Genomic DNA, 26,585 nt, shown 5'->3' on the forward strand with positions numbered 1-26,585 from the left:
CTACAAAGCAAAGATGGGACAGGAGTTAGAGTTTGGAAATACCGTAACAGCAGGGTTTTCGATACCCGGGTGCAGGTATTTTAAGGAATAGGAAATACCGTGAATCAGGTATAGGGTCATTAGAAGAATGACTCCCTAAAAAGTAAAAGCCTCACGGGTAAAGGACCGGGAGGCTTTTAATTAACAAGAGACCCAAAAAGGACCTTTTTGACTACTCTTTCAAAAGTTGGTGTTTGACCGCAAATTTATATACGCCCAAAGAATTTTTTACCTCGATCTTGCGCATCAGATTTTTTCGGTGAGTTTCTACAGTTTTTGGACTGATAAATAGCAGATCTGCTATTTCAGAATTCGAATGTTCCAGGGCAATTAATTTCAGAATCTCCAGTTCCCTTTCGGTCAGGCTGCTTAAAGCATCCTGCGGCTCATTCTTTTGCTGGAAGTTCCGGAGAAGATTTTGTGCAAGTTGATTACTTATGGTCTGACTTAGGTAAGGCTCTCCTTTGATCACCTGTCGTATGGCGAGTTCCAGTTCTTCTTTCCCGGTATTTTTAAGAATATAGCCTGATGCCCCTGCTTCCAGCATTCCTGTCACCAGTTGCAGATCATTCTCCATTGTCAATCCCAGAATTTTGATATCAGGATACTTCTCCTTGATCTTTTTGGTGGTTTCAAGACCATTCATATCAGGCATGTTGATATCCAGAATGGCGAGATCTGGAGAGAGTGTTGTTAACCTTGTCAACGCTTCTTTGCCACTGTTCACTGTAGCGATAACCTCTACATCCTTTAATTGAGACAGTAAAGATGCAAGACCGTCCAGAAACATCTGGTGATCATCTGCCAATAAAACTTTTACCTTTTCCATAATATTTAAACAGTTAGAGGTATACTCACGTTGAAAACAGTTCCTTTATTGATTGAAGAGTCAATGTCAAAATAACCGTGCAGAACTTTTATCCTGGAATGAATATTCTTTAAACCTATCCCGAGACTGGCAAGACCTGTATCAAATCCTTTTCCATTGTCTTCAACAAGCAGGTTCGTGAATTCATTATTATGCATTAAGGTGATGGTCACCTTAGTGGCCGATGCATGTTTAATGATGTTCTGAAGGATCTCCTGAAGCACTCTGTATAGAGTGAACTTGCCTGCCACTGAAAGATCTTCCCTTAAACTGTGCGAATGGAATATGTACTCCACTCCGTTAGTTTGCCGGTTTTTGTTGATCAGAGATTCCAGTATTTCAGGCAGGCTCTTATTATCCAGATCGGGAGGCATGAGATTATGAGAAATATTTCTCACTTCGCGGCAACTTTCATCAATGAGGCCGACTATCTCGTTGAGCAGTAATTGATTTTGAGTATCAGTACTCTTTAAATTTATACGGCTTAAATTAATCCTGCTTAAGGCAAGGATCTGCCCAAGGCTATCGTGCAGGTCCCGTGCTATCCGTTGTCTTTCCTTTTCCTGCGACTCAATTACTGCTTCGATCCTGTTCTTCTCTTGTAGTTTAAGTTCTTTGTTGAGAAGGTCGTTATTGTGATGGTAAACTGCATTAGCGAAAGTGGTGGAAATGAGCTCTATTGTTAGTAAGAAAAGGTCCCTTTCAGTTTCAGTCAAAATAGGACAATCCTCGAGGTAAATAAGGCCGATGGTTTCTCCACTTTCCCTAACCGGAAAGATGCATATGTTTCCAGGTATTTCCTTCTGAAGATAGGGATCTGCAACAAAAAGCGATTCTTTAGAGAAATCCTGAAGGATGATTTTTTCACCTTTTTTTATACCGTAATTAAGGATACTTACCGGAAGGTTTGCCCTCAGTTCATGGAGAGGCTTGTTGACGAGATCTTCTCCATTGGGTGCAAGAGCTAGTACTTTCCAGCTATTTTGCAGGGAAAAGAGAATTGCAGCTTTACCTGCATTACCCTCTTTCAAAATAAGAGAAACAAGTTTTTTGGAAAGATCTGTCAGAGAGATCTGGTTTCCCGGAATTGTTTGCTCCAAAACTTCCCGAATGACTTCAAAAGGATGGTGGGAATGAGGAGAAGAGGAGGACGGGATTTTTTCTGGGATCACGGATTTATAAAGCTTCTTGAGCTGTTCTACTTTTGCTGTAGCTCCCCAGGCGGTGTATAATTTAAGGCTCTTTTTAAGGTAATGTATGGCCTGGCCATTTCTTTTTTTATCCCGATAATACTCAAAAGCCCGTTCGGCCGCAATTGCGGCGTGATGTACAAATTCCTTATCACGGGCTTCTTCTATCGCAAGGTCATACAGTAAGGTTGCCTGCTCAAAATCTCCTTTGCATTTTGCGATTTCAGCTTTTACCAGGTAAACCTTATGAAGAAAATTACCTGATCTAAAACCTGCCAGTCTTTCAAGTTCCTCCAGTTTTGGCGCTACTTTGTCCATGGCTTCTGAAAATTCCACGGGGTGATGATATGCCGACTGAAGCAAGCTTAGAGAATAGAAAAAGAAATGTTCAACCTCGATCTGAAAACCTTTACCCACATACTCCAACCGGTCACAGCTTTCTCCTGCTAAAACTGCGGCCTCTATAAAGTTGCCGATATAATTTAATTTTTCGAGAGCCAGTAGATGGTTATAACGGCAGGTAAGGTTGTGTTCAGACTCAACAAGGATCTCTTCCGGAAATATAAAATCTCCGGTTTCGAACCCGGGGATTTGTCCTGTCAGGTATTGTGAAAGGGAATTATCTGTTCCGCTTATAAAGAATACGTGATGGTCCTTTTCATTCCTTTCAGAATATTCGAGATGTTCCTGTAAATTTTTTCCACGATAAGAATCAAGGACACGAACAATTGTATGGCAAAAGGCAGCATAATGAGAATCTCCTGCTTCGGTAGCCTGTTGAGCTCCTTCTTTTAATTTAACTACACAATCGCGGTAATGATGTTCCCAGGTATAAAAGTTAAGGATCGCAACATAATGAACCATATAAGAAAACCTCTTAAAAGGATCATTTTCTATCATCTTAAGAGAAACTTTTCCAAGAAAGTGGGCCAGCGACCGATTCTCCTCACTAAAAAATGCTGTAAAGAAACTCGCTGAAAAGAGTACAGGAGTTACCGGAGCGAAACCTTTTTCAAGGGTAAGTAGCAGGGTTTTTGAGACCATGAACAAACTCTTGTGAGGATCCATATAGTAAACAAATGTCATGGAGGTAGCTACAAGGTTCATCAGGTCCTGATATTCCTGATCTGGATTGATCATCTCGGAAAACCGGACTTTCATATCAAGTTCTGCCGCTTTCCTGCTCAGGATACTGCAGTCTACTGCAGATTCTTTTTTTATTGAATCATGATCTGACGGAATAACAATACCATATTCGGCGAGGGTCCTTTCCAGACTTTCAAATCCGTCATTAAGAATATGTGGTATGTTTTTTTGGTGGATCAGAGCAGAGCAGATCATCATTTTAATTAGAGTCGCCTGCAGCCGCTGATGTCTCGTACAGTTCATCTTCAATGCCTGCCCAATAGATTCAAGGGCGGCTTCAAATTTAAGGAGCAAAAAGGAAGTCTCTGCATATCCAAAATGAATCAAAAATTGCACAGTATCATGATCCATCTGCTCTGTCTTGAATATAGAAACGAGTTTGGGGTCAGATACTTTTATAAAGGATATTTTTCCGGCAGATAGTTTATCAGCAGCAACATAATAATTATGTGCCACTTCAAAAGCCGTGTTGTTTATTGCCAGCCTTGCCGCATGTATGTTTAGGAGAATATTTTCTTCCAAATTCTCATTTTTGAAACTTGTAAGTTCATAGGCTTTGTTGAGGTGATTTACGGCTCGAAAAAAATCCTGGTTTTCGTAGGTATTAAGCTTCTGAAGCAAGTAATGTCCAGTTCTTTGATGAACATCAGATTTCTCCGCATTTGAAAGCAGGGAGTTGGCAGCTGAAAAGATCGTATCGTGTGAGAAGAGGAATATATTTCTTTTCCTTATCAAAAGATCCATTTTAACGAGGTCTCTTAGATGGTATACTATCTCTTTTTCAGGTTGGGTAAGGATCTCTTTTAGCAGATCAATATTAAATGAGTAACCTAAACAGGAGGCAGTAGCAATTACCTGTAATTGGTGAAAAGGAAGACTACGGAGTTGTTCCTGAATAAAGCTAACTGAATCTTCTGCGCTTCCCAGTCTTGGCAGGTGTTCCCAAAATGCAGGGTCCTCAGGTCTTATCTTTGCCAGGCCTTCTTTTTGGATGATCTTTAAGATCTCATTGATCCGAAAAGGATTTCCCGCACTCTCAAGCCATAGATAGTTTTGAAAATCTTCGAGGTTTTGTTTTGACAGCCTCCATTGAGATGGAACCATGGCTCCCACCGAATTTCGTGACAGTGGCTTTAGAGGTATGAAAGTAACGTTTCTCTTATTTTTAAAAATTGTAGATAAGGGGTCATTTATCGCAGAATTTTCTTCTGCTTCTCTTGAGGCTGCGATAAAAATAAGTCCGGGGATATCATTGCTTTTTATCAGCTCTTCCAGCAAAAGAAGGGACGCCTTGTCACACCATTGTAGGTCATCCAGAAAAATCAGCAGGTGATAACCCAACCCGGTAATGCTCCTTAGGAACTTCTTGAGAAAATAGTAGAACCGTGCTTTGAGCTGATGGGGAAATGCATAATGATCCCTTACCAGATTCTTCCGGCTAAAGAACACTTCCAGTTCATCGAAGACCCCCGTGACGGCTGTAATATTCGTCTGCAGGGCAGAGGTGGCACTTTCTTTTACAGAATCGAATTCCTCATCAGATAATAAAAGGATCTGCTGGGCCCAGGAAGAAAAAGCCTGTTTAAAAGCTGAATAAGGAGCATTTTCCCGGTGATTCTCAAATTTCCCATATAGCTTAAAACACTTGTCATGAGGATAACTTTCCAAAGCCTTCTTAATCAAAGTGGTCTTACCAACTCCGGCAGGCCCTTTAAAGATGAACAACGATGTTCCTGAAGTGCCGGCATTAAGTAGGCCTTCAGAAAGTAATTTTAGTTCTCTATTTCGGCCAAAGATGGGTTCTGTAATAGCCGCGGATGTTTTTTGTAAGTGACCAGACATTGATGGATTAGATAGAAAGTTCCTTATTCAATTATTTTAGCCAGTAAAGCACTAAAAATAGTTCAAAAACTCAGACAAAAATCTCCTCGTTAAAAATAAATCCCTCCTCTTTTCACCCTTGTATTTATCTGGCATTCAGCCGTGTATAAGGTATTTTTCTGGTTTGGATCTCGGTTGTATTACTGTTGAAAAAAAGCGATTTAGTCCCGGTATGTTAGCTCTTCATGCAAAGTTATTTCCAGCCATTGCACAGCATCGGTCATCTTTTTGAAGATCCTTATTCTAAAGATCTTACCCGGTTGTACCTCCTTTTCCAGTTCAAGACTGGTAAATACATTTTGAGGTGAGACATAGGCAACGTGAGAAATTCCTGCTTTGAGCAATCTTTTGAGGTTAAGCCTTTCCACCCAGGCAAGGTCATCAGGTGGTAAAAGACTACCGTGGTTAACCTTTATTATGTAAACTTTGAAGCGGTGGGAAGAAAGAGCATGTAAAATTTCTTTCAGTTCGAACCTGCTCCAAGAATGCTTTTTTAGATGTTCCTGATAAAGAATGGTTGCTGCGGGGTTAGAACTCAGGATGAAATCTGAATTTTCCGCCAGGAGTACTTCCTGAAAGCTATAATTTTTCATTTAAACATTTTTTATGGTTGAACTTGAGGGGCGCAGCCAGCTTCTGTTAATTCATCTGACTTGAGCTGTGTGAGGGTTATGATGAGCTTAATAAAATCAAATTCAGTCAGGTTATTTTCTTGAGTCTTAATGGCCGCATCTTCCTGTATTTTCTCTATTGAGTTGACTGGTGAAGGTTCCATAGTTGGTGAGGCAGGGAAGAGGGAAAACATTACCTGTTTCAGGATTAGTAGAGCCATCCAGTAAGTTTTAAATATCTGGGTTATTCTTTTACCGCCGTAGTTCTCAAAGATCATATTCATTGTATCCATGGTCATTAATTTTAGCTTAATAGAAATAGATAAATCTTACGTTACAAAGTTCCGTTTCAAAAGCCGTTTGGGAAATACCTATATAGAGGGGTTTTGTCTACCGCCTTCATGGTATATTGATGGACACATAAACCGTAGAGGTTAAAAAGGGGAAAGAATTTCCGTTCTCAGAAATTCTTTTATTTTCGAACAGAAAAGGAAGTTTACTTAATATGAGAGTTAAAAAAGTGAGAGGCCATAAAAAGCTCTGGAAGCAAATTGAACAGTGGGAGCAGCAGAATTTGCATTTGGACCTGGATAATTTAAGATACCGCCAGCGGGAATACGCCAGGGCCGCTTTGAGTCCCTACTCCAATTATCCGGTGCTGGATATTTCTTATTCTGAACCTTTCGGAAAGACCCGTCAAAAGATCCTGCGTGCTCTTTTGAACATTCATGAAAGTTGGCATGAGCAACTCAAGAATTTTGATGAACCTTATTACCTTAAGATCTGGTTGTTTGAACCTTTTCTTACGAAGTCTCAGGTAGTTTGTGCAACTGGTGATTTTATTGATTTTTACAAAGACAGTTTTTATAAATCCGAAACTGAAAAAAAATTTCCTGTTGATAATTATGGTTCGTTGAAAGAAAGAATGGAAGAATTGAAGTGGGAACGTGCCGTGCACGACGAAGTGGTTACACATGATGATGTTGGTACACCCTATGAATTCAACTCTCTTCGGGAATTCCGCCGTAATAAAAATCATGTAGACCGAAGGATCAAGGGCCATTACCGTGCAACAGAAAATGAAGACGGCAGCAAATACTATTATACAAAATATGGCAGTGTGTGGTTAGGGAGTTACCGGTAGATTGTTGCTATTCTGTTTTTACTTTCCAGTAATCGGGATTGGTCTCCAGGATCTTTTTCAGGATCTTCCTTTTTTCAGCCCTTCTTCCGGTCTTGATGAGGTCAAAAATATCTGAAATAATAGAATGACTTTCTGCGAAATAGGAGTGTCCCAGGAAACTGGTATCAATTCCGCTGGCATCCACAGTCTCGATTCCCTCTATCAACACCAGGCCGTCGCTAACGTCTCCTGCTCGCGGGTACCCATGAGCCAGCTTTGAAGCTTTAAGCGCCACATCATCCTCAGAAACATACAGCGTCACCGGATTTTGAGTCAATTCTGCCATTTTTGGGGCGATATCCCGCTTGAATACGTCAGCGTCAATATCGGGAGCGGCCAGGATCACTTCTTTTATCCTGGTTTTTAGGTGAGGTTGTTCCTTCAGTAACTCTAACAGTGCGCCGGTTAGTCCGCGGTTACCCATGCTGTGAGCGATGAGGTAGATCTCATCAGCGGTTGATTTTGTGAGGTAGTCTTCCAAAAAAGTCTTTATGTTGGCCTGTGCCCAGCTGATGTTGGCCTCGTCATTGGTGTAGCCGCTCAAGCTGGCTTTGGACGGCCAGCTGTAAAATACAGGTACACCGTCAAATAATAGATCATAGGAGATCTGGGCTGTTCTTTTGGCCGCTTCAGAAAAAGAAACGTTATACCCGTGGATAAATAAAAAAGAGGCACTTTTATCGGAATCGGCTATTTCGGAATTCAACCTTTTAATAAAACTATCCTTTGAAAGCAATTTTGCTGAATGGATCATTATGTGCTCCTTTGGGTCTTCCTCGAATTCCAGTTTCCATAGGGAAGGTTCTTCGATCTCCCCAGGAGTGTGCGTATTGGGAATGCTCACTTCACATAAACCATAATGGAGATCTCCGCGACGGGTGCCAAAAGTTTCCTCTATTTCTTTACCCCGGTTGTAGTTACGATCTGTAGCAAAAAAGACCGGGAATTTTACATAACCTTTCTCCGGAAGGGCTGCCCCACGACTTTTTGGTTTAGAATATTGAAACTTGAGGCAGAAACGCTCTTCAATTTTGTCATTTTTGAGTACTAAGGTATCCTCATTTTTAAAAGAGTGATTGAAGGTGATCCAGTTTTTAAGATCAAAACCCTCGGGATTTTTGAGAAGTAGCTCGTCAACTATTCCATTGTTCCTAAGCTGAAGTTCCACCGGTCCTTCTTCAGGAATTAGTATTCCCTGCTTAAAGTCTGATTTTTGGGACAGACATTCCGAAGCCAGATCCATGGCTTTCTGAGCTGTCATTGGGAACCAGCAAATTGTGAACAGAACTGCTAAAATCAGGGTTATTTTTTTCATGTCTTAACTCTAATAATGACCAATTATAAATCTGAGGTATAAAAGTAGGAATTCTCTTTAATTTTTACATAAACCCTTGAAGTTTAATATTTTTTGATATTTTTAACACCAAAATCATTGTTATTCTATGAAGAAAATTCTACTTCTGCTCCCCTTATTTTTACTCATTTTATCAGTCAATGCACAAGAAAGATACAAGGTGTTGTATGACTACCAAACAGAAAATATCCAGTATTTCTCTTTGGATAGGAATAACAAAATTAAGGACACTTTAGAGAAACCAAAATTCAAAAAGAACAGCCAGGTTGAGCTCCAGGTGGTGAACGTCAATCCTTTTGCCGTTAAGTTAGAAACAGACGTTTCGGAAGAAGAGATCCATAAATCAGGTGGCAGTGGATTTAATTTTGGGACCTTGCTGGGAGGAATTGGCTCCATGTCTCAAGACAATCTTAAGTTGAATCTTGGTAACCTGCCGGTGAGTGACACCTTATTTTCCAGAGGAGCACAATCCAGGGGCGCAGGTTTGTCCAGTAAATTTCAGGATCTCAATGATATTGCTACAAATGTTAGTGCCCTTAAGAGTACTTTAATGTCTAATTTAAAGAATCCCAACCTTACCAAGGAGGAGATTGAGGCTAATCTAAAACAAGTGGCTGCACAACAACAGGATGTAAGGCTGCCAAATCCAGATGAGAATTTCTATAATTACCTCGCTAACCTTGAAAAGGTCCTGGTCACCGGCACCAATGAAATAATTACTGATGTGAAAATGCTCAAGGCCGACCTTGACAGGACCTCCAATGAAGGTGTAGCCTCCCGCGGAGAGTTGGTGCTTAGAAACACATCCTATACTGAACTGGATAACCTAATACAATCGGTACAGAATTCCACAGTAGAGTCGGTAGCCTCACTTAACAAGATCCAGTCGCTCTATACGGCTTTGGAAGGATCTGTGTTTTCCAGAACTTATGATTATTACCTGGATTCTGATAAATCTAACATTGAATTGACCTTTAAAGAAAGTGATTTTGCTCAAGACTCCGATGCCGGAAACAACGCCGTGTTAAAAAGCCGAAATATCAAGATCCTTTCAAGAGGAGGCTTTAAGATAAATACCGGAGTAGCTCTTACCATGAATAATTTTGAATCTACTTCTGAAGATTATTTTATTACCGAAGATGGGCAGATTGCTTCCAATACCAATGACTACTTTATTCCAAACCTGAGCACCATGATCAATTTTTACCCGATCATTTCAGAAAATTTTAATCTCGGCGGAAGTTTTGGACTTTCCATTCCAATTTCTGATGATGTGAAGGGAGTGAACTTTCTTTTAGGTCCATCGTTATTTCTCGGAAATGACAGCAGGCTTTCCCTTTCCGGAGGAGTGGCTTACGGTCCTGTAGACAGGTTGACCAACGGACTCGAAGCAGGAGATTCTACTTCCCTGAACTCTCTCGACGGCTTCACCAAAACGGTGTACGACATCGGGTACTATTTCGGGGTGTCTTTTAGCATTTTCAACATTAACTAACTCTATATCAAAATTATAAATCTGTGGTGATCCCACAGAGAAATGAACCTATGTCAAAATTTAAGAAAATGAAAAAATTATTTTTAGTCCTTTTTTTCTGTTCCATTACGAGCCTTGCGTTTGCAGAAAAGTATGCTGTGATCATTGCCGTGGGAGATTATCCTGCAAAGACCGGCTGGGCACCAATTAGTTCTGTCAATGATGTGCCTTTGATCAAATCCAGTCTGCAAAGTCAGGGATTTATGGAAGACAACATATTGGTCCTTAAGGATGCCGAGGCCACCAAACAAAACATACTTTCTACTTTAAATGATCTAAAGAACCGGATCTCGGCGGGAGATATCGTGGTCATTCATTATTCTGGCCATGGTCAACAGATCTTTGACGATAATTCCGAAGAGATAGACGGGCTGGACGAAGCCATAGTACCTTATGATGCCTGGGTGAAATACACCTACAACTATAAAGGAGAAAATCACATTCGGGACGACGAGATAGGTAACATTCTCGCTAATTTTAGAAATAAACTGGGAAAAGACGGGCAGTTGCTTATGCTGTTGGACAGTTGCCATTCAGGTTCTTCTACCAGGGGAGGAAAGGCGAGAGGAAGCCGTCAGGCATTTGTCCCTGACAATTGGGAAAAACCTTCCGGAGAGACCAGTAAAGGAAGTGACATGTTTGAGCAGGTGAAGATAAATGAGAATGCAGCACCCTTTGTGCTGATTTCGGGAGCTTCGGCCAATGAGCTCAATTATGAGTACGAAGGAAAAGGTTCCCTCAGCTATTCCTTTTCCAAAGCTATGAATGAACTGGGATCTGATTTTACTTACCGACAGTTGTATTCAAAAATTGCCGCTGTGATGAACACGATCTCTCCCCGGCAAACTCCCACCATTGAAGGAGACCAGGATTATAAACTTTTCAAAGGGGAATATGTAAAACAACAATCATATTACCCGGTGGTAAAAATGCCCAGAAGGGATGTGCTTAAGATCCAGGCAGGAAAACTCCACGGTATTTTTGAAGGTACTACTGTAAACATATTGCCTGCAGGGACTACAAAAGTAAAAGAAGGGGAGATCCTCACTTCGGGAACGGTACTGCTTTCCAAATTTAACGAGGCGAATATACAGTTGGATAAACCTTTAGAAAGTTCCAATGAAAAAGATTATTGGGTATTTGTGAGCGAAAAATCTTATGGAGATATAGGAGTGAATGTTTTTGTGGACAGCAAGATAGCAGACAGGGGAGTAGTTAACGAAATTGAAAAGTTCCTGAAGGAAAACAATCTTGGAACCCTCGTTAAAGACGCTGAAAACTCAGACGTTTATATTTCTGAAGAAAACTCCAGTTATACGTTGAATGCTACCAATGGTCTTGTGGAATTTGCAGAAGGTGACCGCAACAGAGGCGCAGCAGGGATGGAAGACCTGAAGGAGCAACTGTTCAAATACGCTCAGGGCAATTACCTGAAAAGCCTGAATATGGACAATGAAGATTATGAATTCAGTTTCAGATTATTGCCTGTTGAATATGATGTGGTGACAGAAACTTACGGAGATACCCTTTCACCTGATGCCTACAGGAATGATTCCGGAACCTTTACGGTACGTCCAGATGTGGACCACGTGGTTTTGGAGGTGACCAACAAAGGAAACCAACCAGTCTACTTCAGTCTTATCGAGATTAACAGTAAGGGAGAAATAAACCCTTTTCTTCCAAATGGTAACTGTAATTTAAATGACAATGAGAGGCAGATCCAACCGGGGCAGACCATGCTGTTCAGAGATTGTATCTTTTCGTTTGCTCCACCCTATGAGAAGCTAATGATAAAAGGCTTTGCTTCCCCAAACCCGATCAACTTTCAGTCTACTATTTCCACCAGGGGAGCCGGGCAGCGGGCTGGTAATCCTAACCCTTTAGAGCAGTTTTTGGGCCAGACCTATACGCAGTCCAGAGGCCAATCTTCATCTAAAGTTGCTGGAAAGGTGGATGGCTACAGTACCGAAATGATCTATGAAATTATTTCTAATGATGAATAAAATAGTTTTCACCTTTATATCAGCCCTCTTCTGTGTGTCTTTATCTCATGGGTCGATTTCAAAGGAGCATTATAAAGTTAATTCCTTAGGAAGAGCTTCAACTCCAAATCTTCATATGATTTCCATAGGAATCAACAATTACGAAAATCATGAGAATTTCCACAACCTGGTTGGATCAGTTAATGATGCAAGAAAAATCCTCGATTTAATTAAAAGAGATGCAAATAAGTTAAAGTTTAATCAGTCCTATGAAAGCTCTGGTAGTTCTAGGTTGCTTCGAAATTTTATAAAAATTGAAAACGAATATAAACTGAACAAAATTTACTCTTATTTATTAGTCGATGCAGAAGCTACTTCTAAAAACATACGCGACACATTAAAACTAATAGCACGCAACTCCAAACCTAATGATATATTCGTTTTCTTTTTTGCAGGAATGAGTTCTGCCCATGAAGGTGAGGTGCAGCTTTATACGTATGGAGACTCCTCTTTACCTATTAAAGATTTGTCTTATTTAATAAACCAAATCTCTGCAAAAAAACAGTTGATCATATCTGAAGCAGGGAATGGCAAAGGATTTTCCAATTCTCTCATTTATAATCTTTTTGAGCAAAATTCCATTCTAGCCTCTAATTCGGATAGGAACAGAATCATTATTACAACCAAGGGCTTGGGGCAGGAAGGAAAACTGGAGAATGGGTATGGAGGATTTCTTTCATCCTACCTCCTTAAGAACGAAAACCTTCTATATATTTTTAAAACTCCACTGAAGTTTGAATTAGATCTTAATAGACAAGAAATTCAACACGATTATTTTAATGAGAAATATTGCGCAGTTTATTTTGAAAGTGATTACAGGGATTTATTGGCTTTAAAATTTTCGGAAAGTTACTCAAGAGGGGCAGTGTCAAATCAGATTGATGTTAAACATGACGCAAACGCAAATTCGAAACGTAATATTCCAATTGTTCAAGCTGTGTTAATTGGAACCAACAATTATAAAAAATCTATAGGTTGGGAGAATCTCCAAAACCCGGTAAATGACGTCCGAACAATCGGAGAAATACTCGAAAAAAAATATGGCGCGAACACTTTATATTTAATTGATCAAGGTAGGAATGAGGTTCTGTTACATTTGATAAAGATTAAGAAACAACTTGCCGAGAATGATAAATTGATTGTATTCTTTGCTGGCCACGGTTACTATCACTCAGATTACTCGGATGGATTTCTTGTTTTTCAAGATAGTAAAGGTCTTGAAGAAGATCCCACCTTGGATACCTATTTACCAATGGCTACAATAAATAGGCTTCTAGATGGATTTCCTAATAAACAGGTTCTAACGATCTTCGATGTCTGTTATGGTGGAAGCTTTGAGCTAAATGGGGGTGATCTACCAGTCGAGAATTATTCCAAGGCTACTTTTGATAAGGGTATAAAACATTTTATAGTTGAGAAGAATCAATACAACTCCCGCATTTACCTTGCTTCAGGAAAATATGAAGTGCCGGATTATTGGAATAATTCTTTAGACCATTCTCCATTTGCAAAAAAGTTGATTAAAGCTTTTGAAGAGGAAAATGAATTTATTTCTCCTGGAAAAATATTCACATATCTTCAAGGTAACGCCACAGAGACTGTTCTGAAGAAATTTGGAAGTCACGAACCAAGAGGTGATTTCTTACTACCTGTAGTACCTAATTAAAATAATGATTATGAAACAAAAATTACTCTTTCTCAGTATTTGCTTTTTCACAATTTACTCCTACTCCCAAGATGACATTCAGTTTCCAAAGGAATATCCCTTTGGAGCACCCGGGAGCACCCCAAGAGGTGTATTCGGGAAGGACGACCGGAAGGAAGTGAAGGATGCCGAAGGTTATGAAGATTTTGTACGAGCTACTGCGGTTATGGTCTCCAAAAAAGCTATAAGAGAAAACAGGATCTATGGCTATGATCTGATGGAAAGACTACAGCTGCAGTTTGAAACCTCAAAGTTTCACGAGAATGTTAAGTTTCTTGATCAGCCCACAATAGCCAACTGTACCGGATTTTTAATAGCACCGGATATTCTTGTGACTGCCGGCCATTGCGTAACTACACTAGAAGAAGCACAGGAATATGTCTGGCTTTTCGATTATACCAGTGAGATGTACTATGACGGCTTCAATCGCTATATAGTAGTAGAACCTGAAAATGTTTTTGAGGTCACAGAAGTTTTAGGAGCTGAATTTCAAGAGGAGGAAGGAGATGTTGATTATTCAGTTCTTAGACTGGACAGGCAATCGGACAGGAGGCCTTACAGGTTCCGCACAAGTGGAACAGTAGCAAATGGCACTGCTATAAATACATTGGGAGCCCCGACCGGTTTACCTTTAAAGTTTTCAACTAATGCTATTGTGACTGATAATGAACCCAATTCTTGGTTTAAAAGCAATATTGATTCTTTTCCTGGAAATTCCGGAGGCCCGGTCTTTGATCAAAATGGGTTTATTGAAGGTATACTTGTACGGGGTGCAGTAGAGTATACTAATGAAGGATATAGGGGTGATTATAAATACGATGAAGAATGTGATTGTATAAAAACAGTCACCTGGGAAAATGTTGAAGGGACAGCAGGTTGCCAGGCACACAAGATAACTTCTATGCCCGGTGAACTTTTAGTGACCGCTGTTTACGAAAATCTTGAATATGCAGTTGAGAACCATTTGGTAGAAAGGTTTAATGATTGGGATAATTATTCCTGGGTCTTTAGTGATACGTACTTAAATGGTCGGGAACCGTTGGAGGAAAAAGCTATAATTTTTGAAAACACCTATGCCTTAAAAAAGATCCTTGAATTCAAAGCTGAAGAACTGTCCGACCATCAGGCAAGAAGGCTTATAGAAGGATCGGTTTATAGAGACCATATACCATCTCTGAAGGTAGTACTGGAATCAGGCCTGTATCCCGATGCCGGAATGGATCAGGAGGAAAGTGTTTTACAGCAAAGTGTAAGATGGGCTAATCTTGAAGCCGTTAGATTGCTGATCGCCTATGGGGCTAACAAAAATGTTCAGGACAAGGATGGGAATACTTTACTTCACTTGAGCGCCGAACGCGGTAATATGGATATGGCCAAAATTTTGCTCGAGAACGGCGTAAAAGCTGATGTAAGGAATAACAAGCGCCATTATCCTGATAAAGTAGCCCGTAAGGCCGGTCATAAACAGCTAGGGAAATACTTGAAAAAAGTTAGAAAAGGCAGGATTAGAGTTTAGGAAAATAATTTTTGCAATAATCATGATGAAAAGGACTCTATATTTTTTATGTTTTATTATTGGTATTTATAACGTCACAGCTCAAACCAAATATTTTGAGGAGCCTACTTTCAATAAAATGGTGAAAGCTTTTCAGAAGCAAGAATACACAGTTCTGGAAGATCTGTTGCTTCAGGATATTTCCGGGGGTAAGTCTAATGCGTTTACCTATAGTATAGCTCATTTTTATAATGAAAATATAGATGGAAACTTCAGCAGTAAGTTAGGTGATAAACAGCAGAAGATTCTTTCATTTTGTTCACAGATTGAAGCTCATGATAAAGCCGAAAGATATTTAAAGATTTATGATGCTTACCGGGATTTTGAGTTTAAAGATGACTTGCCTGTGCAGGCTTATTATAAAATCATGTCTGCCACCAGTAAAATTTCTTATGACGAAACCGTACAAATATTTAAGACCTGGTTGAGCAATCATGGAGTTCAGTACAGGGCATTGTGGATGCTCGATTATGTCTTTGATTACGGCCAGCGATATGAATTGTGGAAAAACATTTTGAAAGAGAATTTTTATGATGATTTCCCAGAGTTACAGGCGTATGCTGAGTTCAATCTCAATAATATTCCCGAATTAAACCTGAAAAACTGGAGCACCGTTCAAAACCTTGAGAATGTAAATAGGTATCTTGAAAAAAATCCAAAAGATCCGGAAGCATTAAGACGAAAGGCTATTTTACTTGAAACTCTTAAAAGAAAGAAAGAAGCCTTGCTAAACTATGAAAAGGCGTACGCTGTTAATCCCTTTTATTTTGAAGGTTTTTCAGGTATTAATGTTATAGCACTTCAATATGAACTTTCGGGTGATTTTAACGAAGATGCTGTTAGAGATTTCGTTGAGCATCATTATTCCAAAGCTTCAGGTGAAGATAAACTGAACTACTGGAGAGCAAAAACTTACTTTGAAGCGGGAAATAAAACCAAAGCCAGTTCTATTTTAAAGTCACAAATAGAAAAAACACCTTGCCCTCAGGCCCTTTTTTTGCTTGCTGAAATCGAAGCCTCAGATGACCGGTTTACAGAAGTTTATAGATTGCTTAAACAAATTCCATCTTCAGAAAGACGTCGAAATTTGGAATATTATGAGCTTTGGCTGGAATCTTTAAAGGAAACTGAAGCGGTAGATGAAATGCTCGAACATTATAGAGGTTTAACCGGTGATCTGGAAATGCATAATCAATCCACTCTATACGAGATTTTTGATTTCTTTGAGAATTCAGGTCAATATGAAATCGCAGAAGAGGTGCAGCTTATAAAGGAAAGCAGATTTCCAAACTCTAACTGGACTTTAGATAATCTTGGATATGTTCTCTTAAAAAATGAAAAATTTTCTGAAGCGGAAAAAGTGCTGCTTAGAAGTTTTGAACTTAATCCGGTAGACTCTTATACCCTTGCCAGATACAAAGAAGCTCTAGAAGGCAATAATAAAGATGTAGATGCAGCACTTGAAAATCTGGAAAAACAATTTCCTGATAGTTACCTGTTAAAACAGGAAATTTTAAATATAGGAGATGCACAGGAAAACTGGAATAATTTTATCGCCTCCTTTAAAAATGAAGCCGGGCTGGTAAATGCACGGCTCGTCGATATGAAATTGAGCAAAAATTCGAATCGAGGAGATTTGCTCTTAAATTTTCATGAAGAACAGCTAAGTGCGGCCAATTCCAGGCTGGATTCAATATTCTACCTTGACTTGCTAAACTGGGAGTACCGAAGCTATGTTCAGAAATATACCGTAAAGCCGGAGCGAATGGATAAAATGCTGAAATTAAATGAGCGTTACCAGAAGCTTTCCGGAGACCTGTTCGAAATTTTAAAAACAAGAGCTTATCTGTACAGGGCGGCAAAGGAAACGGAACTGGCGCAAAATGCCATTCAACAGGCTATCGAGGTTTACCCTACAACCGCAAATATTGAACATGCCATTATAAATTTTCGGGCCCCGGGAGGTTTTAAAGAATATCGAAAAGCCCTGGAAAAGAATGTCAAAAATTATGAAGGTCTAAGGTATTATATCCTTAGAAATGTAACCTATGGCGGCAGTAGTATAAATGCTATCTGGGCTTATAATAAATGTAAAAGCCTTTATCCGGATAAGGATTGCCAGTCTAGTTCGTATTTCATTGCCCTGAAAAATTTCGGCAATCCGCTACCTAGAATTAACAACTTTAAAAATTCTTATAATCTGGGAACCTCTTCCCGTTATATCGATTGGTATGATCAAACCAGGAAAGATGTTTTCGATAATCTTTATTCCACCTTTGAATATGATGAAGATGAAAACACGATAAAGGTTTATTTTAAAAATGGGGAAGAATTTATTCAGAAGGATGATCCTTTGCTTGGAAGACCGGTTTTAAAACAAAAAGGGAAAATCTGGATTAAATACGGGTATACTGAAAATGGCAAAATAGACCGAATAGAAACTTCGGCACACGAGAAAATGAATCTTCAGTATAATGAAAAGGATCAGATCATAACTTATGATCTGCAACTTGGGAAACTGAAGAGAAACTATAAACTCGGATATAACGAGGCGGAAAAGATGAATGAAGTAATCCTGAATAATCAGGATACGCTGCGCGTTTTTTACGATGAACAAAAGGAGGTAGATAGCACATACACCAGTGGTATGGGAAATCCTGCAGAATTACAGTATAATCTGGTGGCCGATATTAATATGCTTTCTACTTACACAAGAACGGATAAACTTGAAAATATTCATCTGGAAGATCCCGAACATCAAAAATTAGCCTCTCAGTATGAAGTTGCTTATAATCAAACTCCATATGAGGGATTTGGAGTAAACCAAGCTGAAGAAATGCTTCAGTATTTAAGATATTTAAAGACCAATCTAAATCAGGATTCTGGCTTTGCTACTGAAATTCTTAATAAAGCCGATGATATTTTCTATGATCTTTCTTTTACTGAATATCCACTGCCTGTAAAGGAACAGTTTGTGGAAGCTTTCGATATCTATTACCAGGTGCTTAAAACAATTCGCAAAAGAGGAGTAGCGCTGGATTACTGGCAGCAATGGATGGACATTCGGGAATATCTGGAAGCGGAGAAGGATGCTCAAAAAAGCCTTAATTCCTACAGGAAAAGAATAGAAGCCTTACAGAAAAAAATAAATGAAGATCCGGTGGTTCTCCTGGAAAGTGCAAAATGGCTGGCGAAATCTGATTTGAACCTAGATGCATTTTGGCATAATACCAGTTTGGACAAAATTGATGAGGATTTAAAGGCGAGCAATATACATTCGCTTTTAAAAAGGACGAACGGTGATATGTTATTGAGTGCCCAGGATCGCTTACTGGTAAAAGAAAATGGATACTGGAAAACCTTGAGTTACGATCCTTTAAAATCAAGGCTTACTAATGAGCCGGAAAGTATTAAGATGCAAAGTAAACTTCAATTTAAAGATATGGTTGAAGTTACTAATGCCATTGTTTTCAATGCAAATACCGGGACGTTTATTCTGGATAATAATTATGAAACGGTAAAGGAAATTAAAACAGATTCTTTGAACTATGTAGGAGACAAGGTTGCCGGGATATCAGCCAGTGGTTCGCTACTGTTTTTGTATTCTAATGATAAAATAAATATTCTCGATCTCGAGAACCCGCAGGAACCTGTCTATTTGAATACTGTTAAGACCAGTGAAGAAATCATTAAATTAATTCCTATTTCAAAAATTAATTCTTCTCATGTTGCATTTGAAGATTATGGTAGTGAAATGTCAAATTATGCAGATTATTTTTTCATCCAAACCGCGGGCAAAGTCGAGTTGTTCAAGGTAGATCATCTTGGGAAGGTGTTAGACAATCAAATCCTTTATTCCGGCAAGGCAATACAGGATTTTCTAATTTCATCTGGAATGGAACTGTTTGTCCTCGATAATGATGACCTATTTTCTAAAAACCTTTTTCTGAATTTTTCATCCAGCGAACCAATTGGCGAATTAAATCTGGTTGCTACAAGTGAAATCTTGGATGATATCCACGTAAATAAAGAGATAATAGGACTTTTCGAAGTGCCGATAAATGAGACGGAAAAGGCCGTCGCCGTGATTACCGATGGTTTTATCAATATTTATAAAGACTCGCATTTCGAATTACTGGACATTAAAGGAAGGTCGGATCTGGAAGATATTCAGCCCATTTATTACTCAGATGAAAATGGTTTTGGAATTTTATCAGATGAGAAGATCTATGAGTATACAAAAGGGAATTATACTTATTACGAATCGTCTCCGGAAAAAATCAAGACGCTGGAGCATTATGACCTTACCCTAACACTCAGTGAAGGAAGTTTAGAATTTTCAGATTATAGTGGCTATATAGAAGGAACTATAACTACTGATGGCTGGGGTACGTCTATCAGTGATTTTCAAGACTTGGGGAATGGAAGCATCTTGCTTGCTGATTATATGAACGTCTATAAATGTTTGTATGATCCTGAATTGGGTGACTTTCATAGCGAACTTCTTTTTGAAATCACCCCCGTCCAGACGGGAGACTGGATAACACAGGATAACCAGAGAATCAAATCTATTCATAAAGCGAAAGAGGGTACGATATGGTTGTGTACGGCAGTTAGTGTTTTCAGGTATAATCCTGATGCAACTCCCGTTCTCAAGGAGTTTTCATTTGTTAAGAATCCGGATGAATTTCCGGTTAAAACTTTAAATATTTTCAACCTTATAGAAACCTATGATGGGAAAATATGGGTCATTAATGATGAGGAGCCATGGAATAACTACAAAGGCATGAATCTCGACGGGGGATTACTAGTATACAATGAACAAGATGATAAATTTGAATTATTTGATGATGAAGATGCTACCCCAGATTATATGCCTTGGTTTGTAACTTCCTATACACCCCTGAGCGATTATTCGGCTATTGTTGGAACTACTTCTGGATTTGCCATGCATGGGCCGGGAGGTTTGAGACTCATTTCAGGAATGTCAGACAGCTATCGCAATATTTTGGATGCTCACAGGAACCTGTTTTTAGGAACGGAGGGTGTCAAATTTGGTGATATTTTGCTTTTTGGTACCGGGGAAGGAATTGTGGGGTTTAAAGACGAAGAATGGTTTTATCCGGACAGGTTAAATCAAATATTACCACAATTTCAGGAGTTCGGTAGATATGGCGGCACTAAAGTGAAGGCATTGGCGGTAGACCATTTAAATCGCTTACAGATTTCGACAGACTTAGGTCTGGTGATCATTGATTCCGATAACCTCGATCCCAACGATTTGCTGCTGATGGATTACGGCAGCGAGCAGTATCTTGAATATTATAACAAGAAAAAATTAAAGAATGACAGGGAAGTTGTTTTGAACTCATTGACTTCCGAAAATGAGACAAAGAAGGTCATCAATGAGGCCGATGAAATCAATCATGAGATAGATAGATTAAAATCTTTAAAAAAGAGTTTTGACAAAGACCTTAAAGTGACTTCCTCCAGTTACAGAACAGTGAATGTAGATTCGATAGATTCTGAAATTAAGAGAATGAGCGACAAGCACTCCAGGTTATTGCTCACCTTAAAAGAAAAAAATCCTGTTATCTACCAGGCTTTGAAGGTACCGCCGCTGGAGATAGCCGGAATAAGAAAAAAACTGAGGGAAGATGAATGCGTGGTGCAGTACATTCCGCTTCAAAACAAGCTGTTAATTCAACTAATCAGTAAAGACCAGTTAATTTTAAAGGAAATCGATGTAACGAAAGATTATCTGTTTGATCTGGCTTTATATACTTCAGACCTGCTAAGTAATAAAAATAGAATACGTGGTGCAGTAGGTGAAAGTATGGTTGAAGAAACTGGAGAAAATAATGAGGAAGAACTGTCTAAAACTTTGACCCAGCTTTATAATTACCTTCTGGAGCCGATCGAGAATGAACTTAAACCGTTCAAAAATAATATTCAAATCATGGCAGAAGGTGTTTTAAACTATATTCCTTTTGAGGCGCTGAACAATGGTGAGGAAAAGGAATTCTATGCATTAAACGATTATAATTTCACCTATCTGTCTTCACTTTATATGTACCAGTTATTTGATGGATTCCGGGAATCGGGAGAAAGTGAAATACTGCTTGTGGGTGATCCCGATAGCTCTTTACCCTTTGCCCGGGAAGAAGTTGAGAATATCTCCCATATTTATCAGGGAAAATATGATCTTTTGGTAGGTAGCAAAGCCAAGCTTGATAAATTCAAAAAATCCACTTCAAAAAAAGGTATACTACACCTTGCTACACACGGTTTTGTAGATGAAAATACCATCAAAGACAGCTGGTTACTATTCAATGACAATAAATTAAGTCTTTCCCAGATCTATGAAATGAATCTAGAAGACACCAATCTGGTGGTACTTTCGGCCTGTGAAACCGGAATTGGGAAAGAAGGTTTGGAAACTACAAGCTTGGCTCAGGCTTTTGCCAATGCCGGAGTAAAATATCTTATTGCTTCCTTGTGGGAGGTCAATGATGAATCCACAAAGATTTTGATGGAGAAATTTTATACCGAATTAAATGCCGGAAAGGAATATATGGATGCCCTTCACGAGGCAAAGATGTATTTAATTGGCTTCGAAAATGGCAAATTTTCCCATCCTAAATACTGGTCACCTTTTATAATCATTGGAAAGAGTTAACAAATTGTGAGTTAACACGATAATAATTGTCAAAGCTTTATTAGTGTTATGCTCATGCTATCTTAAATTTTATAGAAGAGTACAAGCGGCTGCATTTCGATAAGGGTAGAATATAACCTACTCTACATTAGTGGAATAATTATAACCTTTCATTCCTGGTAATAGTGTGAGGCGTTGTTAAAAATTACCTCAAAAATGAAAACTGAATAAAATTTTAGGAATTATGAAACTGAAAATACTATTACTGTTATTTATAATTTCGATATCAGAGATTGGCTTCAGTCAGGAAGATTTTCTGGAAATAGATGAGCACATTTATGTCTCTACGATTAACGGTGATAAAACTAAAATAGCTGTAGCTACGAAAAGGGAGATCCATATTATTAGCACATCCGATTTACAAATATTGCAGGAGATCAATTTTTTGAAGAAAGAAAAAAATGTAGAGATTTATGATATCAAATTTCAGAATGAAGGAAAAGAACTGCTTATCTCCACCTTTTTTAAAAAATCTGAATCTCCTTCCAGATCGGAAAAATTCGAATATTTACAGGATGAAAAATTTATCTATTCATTAGAGAAGAAAAGAGTTTTAAATACCTTCAATGGCAATTATTATCAGGATTATATGAATAGTGCTATTTCAATTTCCGGCTATAATGAACTTAGTAAGAAACTGCTCAGTGGCAATATGTTGCGACTGCATAAAAATGGTGATATGAGTATTGAAGGCGAACTTCTGGATGAACAGAAAAAAGAGGAATGGGCGGGGCTGTTTAATTCTCGTTCTACTTCAGACAAAAGCATGGTTTTCAATGAAATCTCGGGAGATTCAGTAATTACAAATGGACAAATAAGAGCTTTAAAAGCGATATCAGAGAAAAGAATTGCGGTACTTTTTATAGACTCAGTGAACGAAGCAGGAAATCATTATAGAATAGAAACAAGAGGACTGCCTGAATTGGAGAAATTAAACGAAAAGTCTTTTGTATCTGAAGGTATAGTTGATAGAATGTCGATATCAAAATCCGGTGCTTTTCTGGCAATCTCTGGAACGGAATTGCCAGATCCTTTTATAGGTGATCCTAATAAACTTGCACCGAGATATGACAAATTTTTAACCACAAATTTCCACCGCATTTTTGATTCAAAAACACTTCAGGAACATCCTAAAATTTCAGAATATGTAGTTATTCCTGATATTTTGGATAACTCAGGTTTCTGGAAAATCTATAATGGCGATATTACTTTTAATTCTTATGATAGTGGCAAGACTCGACTAGTAATAAGTAATTATGATTTTCCTTTTCTCAGAATTAGAAATTTTTACAAATTGAGCCCAGACGAGCTTTTAATCGTTGGCTCGGGTTCTCTTGATAAAGAGAATAAAGATGAGTTCAAAAATGGTATTATAAGATATTCCATTAAAAATAATACTATAAATAATATGGTTGCCTGGAGTGCAGATACTCTGGAAATTTTTAATCCTTCAAAACCAGTTTTACAGACTAATCAATTTAATTTTGACAATTTTCAAATTACTAAAGGTAACAGCCGTTTGCTTACCTATGGTGATAATTCTTTTGAAATATGGGATGTTGCAGATAAACGAAGATTAATTAATAAAAAACTCGAAAATGTAATTAGTAGTACTATTAGTAATGATGGAAACTATTTACTATTATTTTTAAATCAATTTAACAACACACATTCATTTGTTATTGGAAAACTCAACCTTAATACGGGTAAACTAATTAAAAAGGAGGTTTCAAAATCAGATACTGATTTTACTCCATATTCTTCTTTGATCATTCCTTCAGGCCCAAACGGATTTAAGGTTTTAAAGCGAGATGGTATATGGACTGTGAATATGGAAGACCTCAGTTTGCAAAATTCGGTAGATGAAATTATTAGTGAAGAGACTACTTCTCCAACTTTCAAATTATTAGCAAATGATGGAGAAGAAATCCTGGTGGCTACATACGACATAGAATATACAGAATCCAGAACTAAAGAAACGAGCCTGGAAAATGTTTGGAAATACAATTTACAGGAAAATCGACTCGTAAAATTAGATCTTCCGTCCGAAACAGAAAATGCATTTCCCTTCTCCGCAAAAAAAATTCTTCTCTATCAAGGTAAAAGGAAATACTCTGTTTTATCCATTGAAAATGAAGTTATACATCCGGTCTCCAGTCTAAAGCTCCAGGAAAAGATCAAGGATGTGGTTTATAATGATAACAGGTCTCTTGTATTATATGATGTTATAGATGAATATGGAAATATATCAAAGACCCAAATTCAGGAGATTGATAATATAACAGAAAGAAATATACAAGAATATAAACTAGATGTGGAGATGGGTACCTCTTTAAAGTATTTTAATGAGCAATTTGTGTATACATCAAAAAACAGTCTTTATTCATTCTATCCAAACGAAAATGGCATATTTCAATGGAATACAATGCCTAAACTAAAGCGCATAGGAGATATATCTATTGCTAATTCAAATCTTCTTATTGATGATTTTTCACTGATCAATCTTCAGGATTTAAGTGTAGGTTCAATAAAGAATATTATCAAGGATAAAAGTTCTTACGAACTCTTGGTTGGTACTCTACTTGAGGGAGATCGAATTCTTTACGCTGAAGATTATTTTGACTTCGTAAAATTTCGAATTAAAACGCTCGATGATTTTAAAGAAATCTGGGTGAGCGAAAAAATTTATACTGAAGATCAGTTAGATTTTATAAAGGTTTCCAAAGATGGAAAGTACGCTGTTGTTGGAAAAAAGTTTGAGCCGAAAAAACTGTTTGTAATAGATATTATTAAGAGCAATGTAATTGAAGTGAAAATGCCTTATGAAGCAGAATATATAATTCCTGGTAAAGTAAAGTTCTTTGATAATGATTTATATCTGTTCCATCATGATTTGAGTTTTGATTCAAATAAAGAGGATGAACTTGCGAATCATGTTTTTAATATAACAGAAAAGAGGTTTTATAAAAAAATTGAAAATTACGAGGTTGTTACTAAATTAGAGAATGATCAATTTGTATTTTATAAGTGGGATGTAGAAGATAATGCTATTGAGTTAGGACAACTAAATGGAGAAATACCCACTATTAATCAAAGATTGAAAACATTTGGTGCACCAAATCATTTTTTTGAGGATAAGGAAAGAAATTATTTTATTGCAGATTATGGAGGTCTACTATTTTTTTGGAACAAAGATTCCAAATCTCCTGTAAAAACTATCGATGTAGGAGATATTAGAAAGCTCATTCGTAAAGGGGATCAACTATTTGCTCTTTTATGGGATAACGAAATAGTGCTTATAAATCTGGCTTCTCAGGAAGTTGATCTTCGAACTTTTGTCTTCGATGTGGGTAATAATTCGGAACTGGCCTCCATTACTTCTGATGGTGAATTTATGGCTTCAACTTCCATTATTAATAATTTTCATTTTGTTAAAGATTTGAAAACATACCCGCTCTCCAATTATGAAATTCTATTAAATAGGCCAGATAAAGTTTTAGACAAGCTAGGCTACGCAGATAACGATTTAATTGGAGCATATAATAAAGCTTATTTGAAACGTCTTAGCAGGACAGGGGTCAATGAGAAAAACATCAGCATCTTTTCCGAAAATAAACCCAGAATTACGCTTCAAAATAAATTAGAATTACCGAGGGTGTCTAGCACCGGTACCATAAAATTAAATCTGGAATTTGAGGATGTTGAAAATGATCTTGAAAAATTCAAAATTTTCATAAACGGAATCCCTATTATGGAAAAGAAGATTAAGGGTCAAAAATTGGAGATACAAGAGACATTGATTTTAAATGCTGGCCTGAATCAAATTAAAATTAAAGCGGTTAATGTTAAAGGGGTTGCGAGCGATCCAATTTCATTTAAAGTCATAAGAGAAGCTGAGCCGGATACTAAAATTCATTATTTCGGTATTGGGGTCTCAAAATATAAAGATGAAACTATGAATCTCAAATATGCCGATGTGGACATTAGGAGTATTTCTGAATATCTAAGTGAGAAATTTACAGATAGAGTTACTATCGATACGCTTTTAAATGAAAATGTCAATTCAGCCAATATTAAAATTTTAAAGGAAAAGATTAAAAATACTGATATTGATGATATCGTGATTTTGTCATTTTCTGGACACGGGCTCGTAGATGAAAATTCCAATTTTTATTTCGCAACTCATAATATCGATTTTGAAAACCCGAAAGAGAACGGCTTTTCTTATCAGGAAATCGAAGAATTACTATCTGATATCCCGGCCAGGAGAAAATTAATTCTGATAGACGCCTGTAATAGTGGGGAGATTGATTCGGAAGAAGAATTGGAATTAGTTGATCTTGACAACGAGAACGTTAAGCAATATGTAGCAAAAGGAAGTAAAGTGGTCAAGTCTAAAAATTCAAGTGGTTTGCAAACTAGTTTTCAATTAATGAAATCGCTTTTTAGGGATACCGAGGAAGGTAACGGGGCTTTTGTGATCTCTGCTGCCGGTGGAAGGGAGTTCGCCTATGAAAGTGAGCGCTGGAATAATGGTGTTTTTACGTATTCGTTCATTAAGGGAATGGAAGAGCTTGGGTCCAAGTATAACGACCAGGATGGGATCATACTGGTCTCTGAATTACAGAATTACATATATAACAGCGTAATTCGCTTAACAGACGGGCAACAGAAACCCACCACCAGAAGTGAAAATGTTGAATGGAACTGGGAATTAAACTGATTTTTATTCCCCAGTAATCTTTTTAATAGTGGAAGA

At 38.0% G+C, this 26,585-nt stretch carries 12 protein-coding genes; 7 read left to right on the forward strand and 5 right to left on the reverse strand.

Annotation, left to right across the window (positions count from 1 at the left end; genetic code table 11):
* Window positions 1-211: 211 nt before the first annotated feature.
* The 4 genes from ACNORC_RS06290 to ACNORC_RS06305 all read right to left on the reverse strand — a co-directional run bounded on the left by ACNORC_RS06290 (window position 212) and on the right by ACNORC_RS06305 (window position 6,028).
* A complete protein-coding gene (locus tag ACNORC_RS06290) occupies window positions 212-868 on the reverse strand; it encodes a response regulator (RefSeq protein ID WP_418334777.1) in 657 nt (218 codons plus the stop codon).
* A 5-nt stretch (window positions 869-873) separates the two neighbouring features.
* Window positions 874-5,085 carry an AAA family ATPase gene (locus ACNORC_RS06295; protein WP_418334778.1) on the reverse strand — a complete coding sequence of 1,404 codons (4,212 nt, stop codon included), beginning with the start codon at window positions 5,083-5,085 and terminating at the stop codon, window positions 874-876.
* 200 nt (window positions 5,086-5,285) lie between these two features.
* A complete protein-coding gene (locus ACNORC_RS06300) occupies window positions 5,286-5,717 on the reverse strand; it encodes a hypothetical protein (protein ID WP_418334779.1) in 432 nt (143 codons plus the stop codon).
* An 11-nt stretch (window positions 5,718-5,728) separates the two neighbouring features.
* Window positions 5,729-6,028 carry a hypothetical protein gene (locus tag ACNORC_RS06305; protein ID WP_418334780.1) on the reverse strand — a complete coding sequence of 100 codons (300 nt, stop codon included), beginning with the start codon at window positions 6,026-6,028 and terminating at the stop codon, window positions 5,729-5,731.
* Between the two features lie 212 nt (window positions 6,029-6,240).
* Between ACNORC_RS06305 and ACNORC_RS06310 the strand changes: the two genes are divergently transcribed.
* Complete coding sequence (locus ACNORC_RS06310; RefSeq protein WP_418334781.1) at window positions 6,241-6,879, forward strand: hypothetical protein; 639 nt, start codon at window positions 6,241-6,243, stop codon at window positions 6,877-6,879.
* A gap of 7 nt (window positions 6,880-6,886) precedes the next feature.
* Here the strand turns inward: ACNORC_RS06310 and ACNORC_RS06315 are convergent, their stop codons facing one another.
* The gene (locus ACNORC_RS06315; protein WP_418334782.1) at window positions 6,887-8,233 is read right to left on the reverse strand and encodes an alpha/beta hydrolase; all 1,347 of its coding nucleotides are present in this window, start codon (window positions 8,231-8,233) and stop codon (window positions 6,887-6,889) included.
* Between the two features lie 127 nt (window positions 8,234-8,360).
* Between ACNORC_RS06315 and ACNORC_RS06320 the strand changes: the two genes are divergently transcribed.
* The 6 genes from ACNORC_RS06320 to ACNORC_RS06345 all read left to right on the forward strand — a co-directional run bounded on the left by ACNORC_RS06320 (window position 8,361) and on the right by ACNORC_RS06345 (window position 26,549).
* On the forward strand, window positions 8,361-9,767 hold the full coding sequence (locus ACNORC_RS06320; RefSeq protein WP_418334783.1) for a hypothetical protein: 1,407 nt from the start codon (window positions 8,361-8,363) through the stop codon (window positions 9,765-9,767).
* A 68-nt stretch (window positions 9,768-9,835) separates the two neighbouring features.
* Window positions 9,836-11,809 carry a caspase family protein gene (locus ACNORC_RS06325; RefSeq protein WP_418334784.1) on the forward strand — a complete coding sequence of 658 codons (1,974 nt, stop codon included), beginning with the start codon at window positions 9,836-9,838 and terminating at the stop codon, window positions 11,807-11,809.
* On the forward strand, window positions 11,799-13,514 hold the full coding sequence (locus ACNORC_RS06330) for a caspase family protein (RefSeq protein ID WP_418334785.1): 1,716 nt from the start codon (window positions 11,799-11,801) through the stop codon (window positions 13,512-13,514). Before ACNORC_RS06325 ends, ACNORC_RS06330 begins: the two co-directional genes overlap by 11 nt.
* Window positions 13,515-13,524: 10 nt before the next feature.
* On the forward strand, window positions 13,525-15,069 hold the full coding sequence (locus ACNORC_RS06335; protein WP_418334786.1) for an ankyrin repeat domain-containing protein: 1,545 nt from the start codon (window positions 13,525-13,527) through the stop codon (window positions 15,067-15,069).
* A 22-nt stretch (window positions 15,070-15,091) separates the two neighbouring features.
* Window positions 15,092-21,787 carry a CHAT domain-containing protein gene (locus ACNORC_RS06340; RefSeq protein WP_418334787.1) on the forward strand — a complete coding sequence of 2,232 codons (6,696 nt, stop codon included), beginning with the start codon at window positions 15,092-15,094 and terminating at the stop codon, window positions 21,785-21,787.
* 223 nt (window positions 21,788-22,010) lie between these two features.
* Window positions 22,011-26,549 (forward strand): caspase family protein, encoded by a 4,539-nt coding sequence (locus tag ACNORC_RS06345; protein ID WP_418334788.1) that lies wholly within the window; start codon window positions 22,011-22,013, stop codon window positions 26,547-26,549.
* Window positions 26,550-26,585 lie beyond the last annotated feature (36 nt).

The organism is Salinimicrobium soli (genome assembly GCF_048323655.1).
GTDB lineage: Bacteria > Bacteroidota > Bacteroidia > Flavobacteriales > Flavobacteriaceae > Salinimicrobium > Salinimicrobium soli.